Genomic DNA, 14,898 nt, shown 5'->3' on the forward strand with positions numbered 1-14,898 from the left:
TTATGCCACGGCATCATTAATAAAATTTGTTAAAACGTCATCGGTTAGTGGAGCCACGATAGGATTCACTAAAGGAACATACTCTGCCTGTTTATCTGCATGTTTTTGTACCCTGATCAATAAATTGCCTTTATTAGGTAGATCTTCGCCGCTTAACAAGGCGCTTATTTTTTGCTGTGCCAGAGGCGAGGGGTACTTGTTAAGATAATCATTAATAATATCACCTAGTTGAGCCCATAATTGTTTACTTAACACAGGGTCGCCACCCGAAATATAAAAAATACACTGGCATAAGTTATTGATAAACAAGCAGTAGGCAACACGCTTCCAGCCTTTTTCTGCACTATAAAATACTGCGTTGCGCGCTGTGGCAGATAAATGATCAATATTACGTTTTACGTGGTGATCAGTGACTAGTTTTGTTCCTTCCATATCACGCATAAATATTTTGCTTGGAAAGCTATTTTGCAAACCGATAATTACATTTTGTAAGTGAGGCTCAAAAACCAGACCACGCTCAAAATACGAAAATAGTACACTGTGCGTTAATTGCTTGGCATAAGCGCCAAACCACAATAATGCTGCATGGTAGAAGCTTTTGTCCGTACTGCGAGCATACTGACCAATAAGGCTACGAGCGCGATTTGGCCCAAAGGGGTTTTCAGAAAACAAGGCGCCAGCGACTTTAGGTTGATTTAAGTGCAATTGATCATCAGAAAAGTTTTCACGAAATATTATCGCAAATGCTTCCTGTACTGCTTTATTTTCTTCAGCATTAGCCAAGTTTGGGTTAACGGTAATATAGGCCGGTTCCTGTAGTAACACTAACTGTGGAAATTTTTTAGTGAGTACGGTTTCTTTACTTAAAATATCACTCAGTGCGATGGCAGTATCTAATTCATAAATTGCATTTTTACGTAGACAGTTGGTTAACCTGATATGTAATGAGCCTTTATAGAAATAGTTACTGTAAGGGCAGTATAAGGTTCGTACAGAAGAGGTGGCATAAAAAGTATGCCCTAAACAACCAAGATCTCTTATGACTCCTGTCTCAATTAGTGTTGCGAGCTGAGGCAACTGTTTAATATATTGAGCTTGCCAAGGGTGGCAGGGAATAGCCTGTTCATTGTCAGCTAATGTAAGTTCGGCTGGTAAGTCAGTATTAATAATCTCTTTAGCACAAATATCTGATAAGCCCTTTTGCTGAATAAGTTCCAGCGGTACGGCAAAATAATGGAGCTGAAAGCCGGTACCAAACTCTGGCGAGTATTGCCGTAGCTGCGCATCGGTAAAACCCACTCTTGCTTTAGGAGCAGGGTGAAAAGCATGACCTAGCGCCATTTGTTGTTCACTACTTAAATAGTCCTGACTAACAGAGGCCATACGTTGACAAACGGGCGCTGAGCTTAGCAACTTAAACAAAAACTCTCTGCTATTAGCTATTTGTGCGATTAATTCATCATTCAAAGGTTGTTGAAAATGGAGGCATAGCTCTCGGATAAACAGTGTAATTATGTCACTGCTTGAGGCTTTCTCTGGGCTAGTTCCAAGATAGCAAGCTGATAAATAACGCAAGTTAATTTGTGGGTTGTTATTGTCTACCAATATTAATGCTTGTTGCTGCTGTAAAGGCAAATGAATACGCAATACATAACCTGCACATTTAGCCCATTGTTGACGCAAAGATAAGGGCCAGTATTTAAGATCTGGCTGTTGAGTAAAGCTAAGATGATTTTGTGGCCTGGCATATTCGCGTAGATAACAATTCAAAAAACTTTGTAAAGTAAAATGATCTGCTCTAGCGCCAACTGAGTTCATACGTGTGATTGTCATAAATTTATCCCTTTAATTAAATTGATGTTCCAGAGTGTCGATGTGTTACCGATATAATTCAAATGCGTCTGATAATTATTATCATTTAGATCTGCAAGGGATTTCAAGTACTAAATATTATTTTTATGATTATTTGATTAAGTGAAGAAGTGGAAGCGAGTTAAACCACTCTGTGTTCTGTCATTTTATTGCACAGGTATATTAAACTGAGCTAGGGTGAAGTAATGTATAACTTATTGGTATTAAATAGCTTTAATCTTACTTGATTGGGTTCTTTTAGCGAACAGCCAAAGTCCTGTGATGGCAAAAATCCCGGGTAATAAAGCCAATAGTAACCAAATAAATTTAAGGCCGATGCCGAAAAAATCACCAGTATGAAACGAATATTTAAAATTCCAAATTCGGGTGGCCAAATTAGCCTTGCTGGCATCGTAGCTTTTGATCACCTCGGCGGTATATGGATCAATCCATAGCCAACTAAAAGCAAAGGTTTCATCAGGCATTTTAACTCTAAGTTTTAGTGGTTGATTATTATAGGGTAAATAGATTCGATATAACTGACCTGGCTTCATATGCTGTATTCCGCGATTAAACGCTAAATCTAGCTGATAAGTTTTATTTAATCCGGCAGTAATAACCGGATGCTTATATTGCTCAACTGACTCCGCAACGATTGCCTCGAGCATCGTTTTTGTTTGGCTTTGCCAGTGAAAAGCCATGCCTGTCAGTGCGATAAGTAATAAAGGGAGCAAGGTAAATACACCCACTACTGTGTGTAATTGGTAATATCTAACCCTTGGCTTCGCTTTAATTTTTATCTTTAGGCGTTTGAGGCGTTTTTTCGGTTTAAGCCAAAGAAATAACCCCAAGAGCATTTCGATAATAAATAATAAACTGGCGATTGATACCAATACTTTAAGTGGTTTTCCTCCGGTATTATCGCGTAACAATAACCAGCGGTGCCACGCCATTATAAAACCATAAAAGCTGTCTTGCTCATTATAACGATGCAGTATATTACCGTTAAAAGGATCAACACTTATATACTGCCCGTTATCTAGCTTAAATTGCCACGCTTGATTCTTTTGTAGCGGTAGCTGAATTTGCTTTACTGTTTTACCACTATTGCTTTCAATTAAAGTGACTAAGCGGGATAAAGGCAGAAGTGCAGAGCCCTCACAAATCTGCCAATTATTTGGTTGCGCATAGTTTTGGATTTCTTTGCCAAACACTAATAAAGCACCTGAAATACTCAGGTTAATGAGAAAAAAAGCCAAAAGTACTGCTAAGAGCAGATGAATACGCCTAAACCAATGCTTAAACATTGAATATCATCCTGCACTATCTAGCGAAGATAAAGCCATGTTATTATTCATTAATTTGACTATTAAAAGCTATAAGCCAAACCTACATTCGCGCTACGGCCTTTACCTTTAACATTCCAGCCAGAAAATGTATGTGACTGAGCAATGTGCGAGAAATAATCGTTGTTAAATAGGTTCTCAATGCCGAGCGATAATTTTATCGCATTATTAACCTGGTAACTGGCAGATGCATTGACCACGTTATAGGAAGATACTGGGGCTGTTCTACCACTGTATTTACCGTTTATCGCTTGAAAACGATTGCGGCTTTGCACGCCTAAATAGTTTATCGCCAAGTGTAAATTTTCGCTGGCTTGATAATTAGCATAAGCGGTTATTTTAGGTGGGTTAATAGAGCCACCATCGAGGTAAGTATTGCTTTCTTTATTCTTACCCTCTGACCAACTATAGCTAATGCCAACATCAAGATCATCGTTTAAAGTAAGGTTTAGCGCTGCTTCATAACCCCATATTTTTTGCGGTACACGTGCTAATCGATAAGTGCCTGTCGCAATGTCTTCTATCATGTTGCCACCATAATTATTGGTGGAGTAAAAAGCAGCTACTTCAAAATGAGCATTTTCATAGTCACTGCTAAAGCCAATTTCTGAATTTTTAACAATAGCGGCTTCGGTATCCAGCATATCGAGTTTAGCGAATTTTGCATTACGTAATAAACTACCAATATTAGCAATATCAAATCCTTCAGAATAACTGATAAATGGACTAAAAAGTTCGTTATTACTATAACGTAGCCCAAGGTTATATGTTGTCGCGTCGTATTTTAGTGTACCGCCTGATACTGCAACTGGTACGGTACAATTCTTACCGGGTTTACAAATCATCAGGGTACTATAATCGTCAACGTCAATTTCAATAGACTCTTGGCGTATACCTGCTTTCACTACCCAATTTTCTGTAAAGATTAGTTTGGCTTGTAAATATCCGGCAATATTATCCATATCCATTTCTGGGGTCCACATTCGGCCGTCTACCAATGGCTGTGCGGTTGTGTCGTTTAAAATATCGATACCATATATCAGTGTGGTTTCTAAGTTATCTAGGTCAAAAGTGGTATTAAAATTAAGTCGTAGGCCGGTTTTATCGGACGTGATCATTGACTGCCCACCGGTAAAGCCAAGGCTTTCATCCTTGAATTTTTCATGATAGAAAAACACGTTTTCAATTTTTTGCCAGTAGGCATCTGCAGTAAAATCAGTATTATTGAAAATTTCCATATCGCGATATTGTAATTTTACATTGTGATTACCACGTGGCCCTTGCGGATCTCCAGGTAAGTCTATGTTGTTTGTATTTTCAATTGCATGGCTTTTTATGCCTGTATTGACATTACCTTCGACAGCAATAAGATCATTACGTTGCTGACCTTCAAAATAATTATAACTAAATTGCAATGAGCGTAAGTCATCAAGGTAATAATTAAATTTGGTAAAAAAATTGTCTGATTTAAAGTTAGATAAACCATAGGTTAAACCTAGTATATCGCCATCAGCATCGCGTATAACACCGTTTTCATCACTCACCACACTGATCACATAGTCAAACTTTCCTAGAGTACCATCTATCGCAGATTCAATACGTCGACCAAAACTGTCTTCAAGTTTAACCGCGGAAAAGTTACTGCTAATAGCTACTCGGCCTGATAATGCTTTTTTACTACTGGCCGTTTTGGTGATGTAGTTAATAATACCGCCAGCGGCGCCATTACCATATATTGAAGTCGCTCCTTTAATAACTTCGATGCGCTCGATAACACTGGGATCTAATGAGCGTATACCTAACTTACCATTACGCAATGGCGTTGATTGAGGTACACCATCTATCATTACTAATGCATTTCTTCCTCGCAGTGTTTGACCTGAGTTAGTGTTAGTGCCGGTATTTGCTGCTCCCATGCCTGGTACATGAAGTGCTAACATGGTTTGTAATTCTGGTGATGTTAACAAATCTTGAGTGATGGTTTTGTTATCGATGATTGAGACTGAGGCTGGCACTTCATCTAGGCTTTCTTGCATACGACTCCCTGTAACCACAAGCCTTTCAATATCATTAGTATCGATTAACTTATTTGTTTCTCGAGCATTAATCGACAAACTGGTGCAAACCGCAAGAGCAAGGAGAGAGTATCTTTTATAATTCACTGACTAGGATCCTTAATAATTGAACAATACATAAATTTGTGCGAATGATAACGATTCTTGTTTGTATTGCAAGTGGTTTATTGAATAATGCTGAAAATAAATGTTTAAGATCAAGTTATTCTGATTGATAGACGTTTCTGTATGTATTTGAATTGATGTTAGCTTTAACATTCGAAAGTGTAATTTAAACCTTAGTTGTGTTTTCTATGGTATTTAACAAAAAGTCATTGAGTATTGGTTGACGAAGTGAACAGTGAAGGAGCAATTGGACGTTCATACATAGATGCGCTGGAAATAGATGGTAAAGTTTATTTAACCGATGAGTTTGATGTTGAGTCTGGCGATCAAATCTGGGGACATATTATTCATGCCGATAAACACGATGTGTGGAGCGTTCGTGTAGAAGATTAGTATTGCTGTAGCGGCCTCTGGTGGAAATGAAAAGCCCAACTTAAATGGCGTTGGACAATGATGAGCTGAAATTATTTTTCATAATAGGCTTAATCGCAAAAGTTACTGTCATATTGAGAAACTGTTGCTGTTTTAGTTAATGAGTTTTGCGCATTCCAGCTAATTAATGCGGTATCTTGCGGCATAGCGGTAAATAGACTTTTAGCACGAGTGACAACATTAGTGCTGAAGTCTTCATTTGGCTCAATAATTAAGTAATTACTTTCAAGCCTCCGTAGAGCTGATGCAAGTCATGGCATGAGCCTGTCGACAGAATCAGCTTAGTTAGTTTAATTAAGAGGAGTTGGCAACGTTATCGGGGATTAAATATTCTAGCTATGAGGATATAACTAAGTATTAATGACTCATAATAAAAGAATGACCCGTCCTAGGACGGGTCATAGTAATTAACGGATGTTAAAAACCGCACTGTTTCCCTTGGTTCTTCTCTTTTAGCCAAGTTTGTAATGGCGCAAAGTAATCAAGAACCGCAGTAGCATTCATTTGCTCGTTACCTGTTAAGACTTTATACGCTTTTTGCCAAGGTTGGCTAGAACCCATTTCTAACATGGTATTAAGTGCTTTACCGGCTTCTTTGCTGTTATAAATTGAACAGCGATGAATCGGGTCGGTATTACCGGAAATTTCACACAAGGCTTTGTGAAACTCAAATTGCTGAATATGTGCCAAGAAATAACGAGAATAAGGTACGCCGCCAGGTACATGGTATTTAGCGCCAGGATCAAAGGCATCAGCAGGGCGGTCAACTGGCGCCGCTACTCCTTGATATTTTTCGCGTAATTCCCACCAGGCTTTATTGTAATTTTCCGGGGTGATTTCACCTGAATATACTTTCCAGCGCCATTGATCGACCATTAAACCAAATGGAATAAAGGCTACTTTTTCCAGCGCCATTTTCATTAGTAAACCAATGTCTTTTGATTCATCTGGAATGGTATCGATTAAACCGATTTCCTTTAAGTATTTCGGGGTAACAGATAACGCGATAGTATCGCCAATTGCTTCATGGAAGCCATCATTAGCACTGTTTTGATAATATACTGGTTGGTTTTTATAGGCACGTTGATAAAAGTTATGGCCTAATTCATGGTGAATAACATTAAATTCTTCGCCAGTTTTCTGGATACACATTTTGATACGGATATCGTCTTTCGCATCTAAATCCCACGCAGAAGCATGGCAAACAACATCACGGTCTTCAGGTTTAGTGAATAATGAACGTTGCCAGAAAGTTTCCGGTAACGGTTCAAAACCTAAAGAGGTAAAAAATGCTTCAGCACCTTTAACCATTTTGATTTCATCATAGCCATTTTTTTCCAGTTGTTCAGTGACATCATAACCAGGATCGGCATCTTCCGGTGCTACCAAGTCATAGATATTGCCCCAGGACTGCGCCCACATATTGCCTAATAAGTGCGCTGGAATAGGTTGATCTAATGGTACTTTGTCTTCGCCATAAGTGTCTGCCAGTTCACTGCGAACATAACAATGTAAATCGTCATATAAAGGTTTGACCTGGCCCCATAAACGGTCGAGCTCTTTAGCAAAGTCATCCGCAGGCATATCATAGTTCGAGCGCCACATCGCGCCTAAGTCTTTATAACCTAAGCCTTGAGCCCCTTCGTTAGCCAGTTCAGCCTGCCGGGTAAATAACGGCTTCATTTCAGGGCTAATGGTACGCCAGCCTTGCCATAACTCCAGTAGTTCATCGTAATCACGAGAAGTTGCTATGGTTGCTGTCATATCGCCCAAGCTTAACGTTTCACCATCTTTATTGGTGTATTTACCTTTGCCGTACATGCCACCGAGTTGAGAGCCTATTTTTGCTAGCTCTGCAGATTTGGCAGGGTCTTGTGGCGCAGGCATCACTAAGCTTTGTTTTAAGGTATTGAGTTTTCGGCGTTGATCGGCAGTAACGTCAATATTGTCAAACTTTGCTGCTTCCATCGCAAAGCGGACACCGGCTTCAGTTGATTTTTGATCGGCAGCAGCTGCTAATGCTGCAGTATCGTCGGTAATAAAATTGGCATAAATCCAATTAGCACGTGAATTCTCCAGGTTTAATGCCACTTGCTCTTTTTCTACATCAGCGAGAAATTTAGCAACATCTAGTTTCTTAGTTGCCACTGAATTTTGATTTTCAGCTGCTGGGTTTTGAGTGTTTGAAGATTGGGAGTCTTGGTTACAGGCGGATAATGCCAGCATAACACACAGTGCTATCCCTGATTGAGTGAAGGTCTTTTTCATAAGCTTGCTGTTAATATATTGTTATTATGAAGTTCTAGTATATAAAAACGCGCCGTCAGTACAATAGCTGTTACTATTTATCTGAAAATAACCTCTTTTTCTGCCTACAAAAAAGGTTGCGCATTTGAGAAATAATGCACAACCTTAAAATCACTATTTAGAAATCGCCTGATAGACTTTTTGGCCATTTACCCAAGTTGATAAAACGATATTTTGCCAGATATGCTCAGCTTCGCTGGTAAAGTAGTTATCTCGCAATAAGATAAAGTCAGCTTTTTTACCTGGCAGTAAACTGCCGATAAGTTGCTCTTGGTGACCTGCGTAGGCGGCGTCTAAGGTAAAGCTCTTAAATGCTTCCAGGCGAGTCATCTTCTCTGCTGGATACCAACCGTTATCCGGTTGATTGTTTTTATCTTGGCGAGTCATTGATGCGTGTAAGCCAAAAAATGGGTTAGGGGACTCTACAGGAAAATCTGAACCTGCGGCGATAATGGCGTTAGCATCCAGTAATTTTCGCCAGGCATAAGCACCTAAAATACGTTCACTACCTAACCGGTTTTCGGCCATATTTTTATCACTGGTGGCATGAGTTGCCTGCATTGAAGCAATCACCCCAAGTTGATGAAAACGAGGAATATCTTCAATACGCAATACTTGTGCATGTTCTACCCGGTGACGCAGTGCTTTACTGTCGTGTTTTTTAATCGCATCTTGATACAAATCGAGTACTATTTTATTGGCGTTATCACCAATGGCATGGGTGTTGACTTGAAAGCCTTTTGCCATAGCAAAGTTAACATACTGATTAAGAGATTTTTTATCATGCAGTAATAAGCCTTTATGGCCCGGATGATCGGAGTAATCTTCGATAAGTGCTGCACCTCGACTACCTAACGCACCATCTGCTTGAATTTTTACACTGTTAAAGTTGAGCATACTATCTGGTGAATGGAAGCTGCCTTGCGCTAGTGTTTGTTGCCAGCCTTCACTGGGTAAATACAACATCGCATTGATGCGAATTGGCATTTGTTGCTCATTACTGAGTTGCTGAAAAGCGGCTAAGTTTTGGCTGTCGATACCGGCATCATGGACACTGGTTAATCCCATACTGGCTAACGCCTTCATCGCTTTAACTAAAATTGTTTTTTGCTGCTTTATGCTCAATGGTGGTATTTTTTGCTCTATCAGCGCCATGGCATTATCAACAAAGATACCGCTAGGTTTGCCATTGGCATCGCGAATAATGTCGCCTCCTTCAGGTGCTTTAGTACTTGATGTGATGCCCGCTAATTGCATTGCTTTTGAATTAGCCCAACCTGCATGACCATCTACTCGCCTGAGCCAGACTGGTTTATCGGGAAAGTATTTATCTAATGATTGAGCACTAGGAAACTGTTTGTTCGGCCATTGCACCTGATTCCAGCCTCGCCCTGTGATCCAGGCGAGTGTTGGATTAGCCTTAGCAAATACTAAGGTGCTTTTTACTGCGGCTTGCTCAGAGCGACTATTGACGAGATCTGCCGTCATTAAACTTTGACCAAAACTGAGCACGTGACCGTGGGCGTCGATAAGCCCAGGAAGCATGGTTGCCCCTTTACCATCGATCACTTGCCAGTCTTTGCCAGTGGCAATGTTATCATCTGACTGATAGAGCTTATCGATTTTATCATCGGTAAATTGTAATGCTGAAAACTGAGCTAAATGCTGGCCGCTGGCATCTAAGGTATAACCTTTAATATTGTTGATTAATGTGGTTTGTGCTTGCACGCACCAGGAAAGTAATAATAAGCTGGTGCCGAGGTTAAGTTGCTTGATTATCTTCATAAAATAGACGTTTATTATTGTCGCAATGGAACTTCATCATAGCATGATGGCAATGTTTTAACAGTGCTAGGGAATATTGATAAAATAGTGTTGGTATGAAATCGTGTGAAAAGGCGTAGTTATTTCACTACGCCTTTTTATTTGGTATTAGCTTATGGTCTGTGATCATCCTCTAATGCTGCTATAGGGTTGAGTTTGCGTGGAAGAACTTGCTCCGTTTGCTTGCTTACCAGACAACAGGTTGAGTTAAATACAGCCATCGCTTTAAAATTAAACGCTACGGGTTGCGATTGCCGGCGGGATCAGCGATGCACGCCTTGCCGGGTATAGCACAGCAAGTTGACCAACAATAAATAAAGTCATAGCGCCAATAACAATAAGCTTACCGCCAATAGGGGATAATTCAAAGGTACTGACCAACCACATGTTGACCCCAACGGCTCCGATAATGCCGATAGTGACGCCAAGCAAAGAAATGATAAAGTTTTCCACCATAAAATAACGCATTACTTGCCATTTAGTGGCGCCTAATGCGCGACGGGTACCGATTTGTTTAGTACGACGATTGATACTAAAGATTGCCAGACCGACTATGCCAAATGCAGTGATCAAGGTTAAGGTGATGATCACTGTTGTTAAAATATTATTGGTGGCATTGTGTCTCTGATAACTTTTTTTGCGGGTATCTGCTAACGTGGTAACGCGGCGAATAATGCGTTGTTTGTCACTTTCTGCCAGAAGTTTTTCGATTTCAGGCATAAGTTCGTCACGACGTCCCGCTTCAGTGCGGATCAAATAACGAGCGCTATTGGATTCCAACTGAAATGGCACTAACATACTGCGTTCGACGCTATTCCAGCCAACCCATGGTGCTTGTAATTTATCGATAATACCAATGATCTGCATTGGCTGAGTTTGTGAAATATAGACGGTTTTACCGATCGCTGATTGCCAATCATCCGGGTACAAGTCCTGGGCAAATGCTTTGGTGATGATGGTTTTCGGTGGCCAGGTTGATTGTGAAGGCTCCCGCCATTGAATATCTTGCTGGCGAAAATTTTCACCGGCGATTAAGTTAACGCCTAGGGTATTAATACCGTGTTCATCCACCATATATAGGGCACTTCCCAAGGTATCTTTGTCTTCCCCTGGTTCATGTTGCAATGCCATTGACCAGCCACCGTTACTTAACGGAATGGCATTAATTTGTATGGCATCAATGACCCCTGGGGTATTTCGGATCGCATGCAGGTCGGTCTGTAGCTGTGCCTGATAATTATAATCCTGACCAAAAATAGTGTTGGTTAAATAAAAGGTATTGGCTTCATCTAGACCACTGGCGCGACTCATTTGCTGATTACGATCTTGGATCATAAAAATAGCATTGACCATAATTGCCAGAGTAAAAGCAATTTGTAGGGCGATCAGTAAGGCGCCGACTTTGTTACGCATTAAAGCGCGAATGATTAATCCTGTTTCTAACATAGTGACATCCTTACTTTATTGGCATTTCAATTGATAGGCAGGCTGTACTTTACAAGCACGCCAGGTTGGGTAAAGTCCTGCTATTATTGTTGAGACCAAGGACATTAGCATTGCCAGTACTATCATATTGACATCGAGTGTTGCTAACCCTTGCATATAGTCGCCATACATAACTTCAACGGCATTTAAACCGAGATAAGCTAATGCTAACCCTAAAATACCACCGGCCAGACCAATACAGCCAGATTCGATAATATATTGGGCAAATAATGTCTCTTTACTGGCACCAAGAGCCTGACGCAAGCCGATTTCCGGTGCTTTACCTAAGAATTTTGCTAGTAATAATCCTATGGTATTTAAAAGACAGACCACGAGAAACATAAATGACATTGCCATCATCATTTGGGCATCGTCGGCGACCACTTCTTGATTTTCTAACCACTCGGTGACTGTACTGAGACGATTGTCTAATGGTCGGGGAAAGCGACCATATTGTTTTTGTTCCTGGACATATGCATCGATAAAGGTTTGGTAATTCGCTTTTTCTTCATCATTGCGTAGTTCGACCCAAAATGAGTTCCAAATACACTCTGAATTTAAAAATGCCTGAAAACCATCGCCAAAAGGCTTCCAACAGTTAGTATTGCCGGAACGCTTTAACTTTTCTTCGGCGACTAAGCTAAACGGCGCAAAATAATCGGCGGTATCATCAAAGGCGCCAGTGCTGATATCATAAAAGCGTGGTTTGGGCTGCCAGTTGTCAATAACACCAACTACTTTAAAGACATTGCCGTCTAAACGTATCGACTGACCAACAGAGTTTTCACCACCAAATAATTTATCATTAGTGACTTTACTTAGCACCACGACTTGCGCTTTACTTTGATCGGCTGAATCGTCCCAGCCACTGCCGTAAATAAAAGGGACATCAAACATTGGGAAAAAATCAGCAGTATTGGCTCTGCCAGAGACAAACAATGGTCGCATTTCCGGATCTTGTGACTCAATTACGCCATAAGATTGTGATGTGATGGTTTGTCGAAATGCTTTATTGGCTTTAAATAAATTAGTTGAGTCAATATAGGTCATTTGCGTTGGTGGATTTTGACCGTCATCAAAGGGATCGTTTGCATCCCAACTGTCAAGCTGAACATTAAATAACTGTTCGCTTTTGTGCGGGATTGGGTTGGCTGACATCAGGTAGTTTACCGTGACTGTTGTCATAGTTGCGCCTATCCCAAGGCCTATGGCGCATACCATAAGTAAACTTAAACCCCAGTGGCGCATGATGCTGACCCAGGCAACTTTTATATAGTAATTAAACATGTTATTTCCTTTTACTGGTGCCGGCTATGCGATGGCTTTATCAGCAATCACATCTAATTCACTGACTCTGCCATCTTTGACTTGGATGGTGCGAGAGGCGCGCATTGCGAGCTCAGGATCATGAGTCACCATAATGATAGTAGTGCCTTGGCTGTTGATTTCTTCTAGCAAACTCATTACCCCGGCGGCCATTGACGAGTCAAGATTACCGGTTGGCTCATCCGCCAATAAAAAACGTGGGTCAGTAGCAAGTGCGCGAGCTATCGCCACACGTTGCTGCTGCCCACCAGAGAGTTGACTGGGCAGGTGTTTCATTCGTGACGCTAAGCCTACACGGTCTAGGTTGGCTTCTATTCGTTGTTTACGCTCTTTGGCATTGAAGCCACGATAACGCAGTGGTACATCGACATTATCGAATAAGTTAAGGTCAGGGATCAGGTTAAAACTTTGAAAGACAAAACCGATCTTTTCATTTCTCATGCGTGAACGGGCATTATCATTGAGTAGACTGACATCTTTGCCATCGAGTAGAAACTCACCGCTAGTATAAGTTTCTAATAGGCCCGCAATATTGAGAAATGTGGTTTTTCCTGAGCCTGACGGACCGGTAACACTGACAAAGTCGCCTTCGTTTACTGTGAGGTTAAAATCGCGCAGCGCATGGGTCTGAATGTCTGCAGTTTGAAATACTTTGTTGACGTTGTTCATTGATAACATAGGATATTCCTTCTAACGGATACGTAAATTTGTATCTAAATTAATCGTTTATGAGTACTTGTTCGGCGGCATTGAAAATATCTGTGCCTGAAATAATGATCTGCTGACCTTCGCTTAAACCTTTGAGTATTTCGACATGACTCAGGCTTCTGGCACCTAAGCTAATGGCTGTTTTTTGTGCCAAACCATTATTGACTAAGTAAGCAAAGCGGCCGCCGCTGCTTTCTAAGAATTGACCACGCTTGACCTGCAGTACATCCGATTTATGTTCGAGAATGATTTGAGTATTTAGCCGTTGATTTTGACGTAATTTGGCTGGTGTAGCTTGAGTAAAGCGTACCCGCCCGGTAACCTGATTGTTTAGTATTTCGGGGGAAATGGCCACCAAGCGGGCACTAAAGCCTTGCTGTTCAAATTGTACGCTGACGTCCATGCCGATAGCTAAATCATCTGCATAGCTTTCTGGAATTTCAATTTCAATTTCATAGTGGCTTAAATCCACCACGGTAAGAATGGCCTGATTTTTACTTAAGAAGGTTTTATTGTCGGTGTTAAGGTTACCGACAATGCCATTAACTGGTGAGCGAATGGTGAGTGCATCAACCTGACGTTGCAATTCGCTGACTAGCAGCTCTTGACGGTGAATATCAAGCTGTAATGATTTACTATCGAAATCCAGACTTTCAATATTTAATGCCGCATCTTGTTTTGTATGTCGATGTTGTAATCTGGCATTTTCGAGCTCGTCCTGAGCTTTCTCGTAATCAATCTGGCTGATAGCATTTTTTTCATAGCCCTGATCGGCTCGGCGCTTTTCCCGTTTGGCTGAGGTCAAACGCACATCTGCTAAATCTATCGCTTTTTGGTCGATAAGATGCTGTTTTTTCGCCTGAATTTGTTGGCGTTCATAACTAGATTTTAACCCAGCAAGTATGGCTTGTTGTTGTGATAAACGACTGGTTAATTCAGGACTATCTAGGCTTGCTAAAGCCTGATCTTTTTTTACTTCGTGCCCTGCTTCTATCATTAATGTGATAGTGCCATCGGCTGGGCTGTAAACCGTCGGACTCACTGCCGCTACTACTCGGCCGAGCACTGAAATTTCGCGAGTAAAGTCACCGCGTGTTACTGTTGCTACTCGTACCCGCTCCCGAGCAATAGATTCGCTGGCTTGGCTCCAGCGACTTGCTGCCGGTGCAACTTGCCAAACAATAATAATTAATACAATGAGCGCGCTGGTAATGGTTAGCCATTGTTTCGACTTAGATTTTTTAATAATGACTTTGGTATCTTGATCACTGGTATCCCTGATCGCCATGCTTATTCCCCCGAATTAGATGATCCTTTGAACTAGTAATTAAGTCGGGGCAAGTTGAAAAAAGGTTTAAGTTTAGCGGATAAAACTTTTAGCTTTTAAATAACCTATTGTTTTATAAGTTAATTAATTTTATGGGGCGTGCGCTATGGTA

General features: G+C 40.8%; 10 protein-coding genes. 1 reads left to right on the forward strand and 9 read right to left on the reverse strand.

The annotated features are described in order from the left end of the window. The 3 genes from QQK06_RS16485 to QQK06_RS16495 form a co-directional block, all read right to left on the reverse strand. On the reverse strand, nt 1–1,833 hold the full coding sequence (locus QQK06_RS16485) for an IucA/IucC family protein (RefSeq protein ID WP_284245887.1): 1,833 nt from the start codon (nt 1,831–1,833) through the stop codon (nt 1–3). A 242-nt stretch (nt 1,834–2,075) separates the two neighbouring features. Continuing rightward, entirely contained in the window at nt 2,076–3,158 is a 1,083-nt protein-coding gene (locus QQK06_RS16490; protein ID WP_284245889.1) for a PepSY-associated TM helix domain-containing protein, read from the reverse strand. Between the two features lie 62 nt (nt 3,159–3,220). Then, complete coding sequence (locus tag QQK06_RS16495) at nt 3,221–5,359, reverse strand: TonB-dependent receptor (RefSeq protein ID WP_284245890.1); 2,139 nt, start codon at nt 5,357–5,359, stop codon at nt 3,221–3,223. 234 nt (nt 5,360–5,593) lie between these two features. Between QQK06_RS16495 and QQK06_RS16500 the strand changes: the two genes are divergently transcribed. Continuing rightward, on the forward strand, nt 5,594–5,770 hold the full coding sequence (locus QQK06_RS16500) for a hypothetical protein (protein WP_348541178.1): 177 nt from the start codon (nt 5,594–5,596) through the stop codon (nt 5,768–5,770). 456 nt (nt 5,771–6,226) lie between these two features. Here the strand turns inward: QQK06_RS16500 and QQK06_RS16505 are convergent, their stop codons facing one another. The 6 genes from QQK06_RS16505 to QQK06_RS16530 all read right to left on the reverse strand — a co-directional run bounded on the left by QQK06_RS16505 (nt 6,227) and on the right by QQK06_RS16530 (nt 14,747). Further along, the gene (locus tag QQK06_RS16505) at nt 6,227–8,077 is read right to left on the reverse strand and encodes a M2 family metallopeptidase (RefSeq protein ID WP_284245892.1); all 1,851 of its coding nucleotides are present in this window, start codon (nt 8,075–8,077) and stop codon (nt 6,227–6,229) included. Between the two features lie 153 nt (nt 8,078–8,230). Beyond that, a complete protein-coding gene (locus tag QQK06_RS16510; protein ID WP_284245893.1) occupies nt 8,231–9,901 on the reverse strand; it encodes an amidohydrolase in 1,671 nt (556 codons plus the stop codon). A 270-nt stretch (nt 9,902–10,171) separates the two neighbouring features. Further along, nucleotides 10,172–11,386, reverse strand: coding sequence for an ABC transporter permease (locus tag QQK06_RS16515; RefSeq protein WP_284245894.1), 1,215 nt, complete (start codon nt 11,384–11,386; stop codon nt 10,172–10,174). Nucleotides 11,387–11,401: 15 nt separating this feature from the next. After that, nucleotides 11,402–12,712, reverse strand: coding sequence for an ABC transporter permease (locus tag QQK06_RS16520; protein ID WP_284245895.1), 1,311 nt, complete (start codon nt 12,710–12,712; stop codon nt 11,402–11,404). A 24-nt stretch (nt 12,713–12,736) separates the two neighbouring features. Beyond that, nucleotides 12,737–13,429 carry an ABC transporter ATP-binding protein gene (locus QQK06_RS16525; RefSeq protein ID WP_284245896.1) on the reverse strand — a complete coding sequence of 231 codons (693 nt, stop codon included), beginning with the start codon at nt 13,427–13,429 and terminating at the stop codon, nt 12,737–12,739. Nucleotides 13,430–13,469: 40 nt separating this feature from the next. Beyond that, a complete protein-coding gene (locus tag QQK06_RS16530; RefSeq protein ID WP_284245897.1) occupies nt 13,470–14,747 on the reverse strand; it encodes an efflux RND transporter periplasmic adaptor subunit in 1,278 nt (425 codons plus the stop codon). Nucleotides 14,748–14,898 lie beyond the last annotated feature (151 nt).

Source organism: Thalassotalea insulae (assembly GCF_030161395.1).
GTDB lineage: Bacteria > Pseudomonadota > Gammaproteobacteria > Enterobacterales > Alteromonadaceae > Thalassotalea_E > Thalassotalea_E insulae.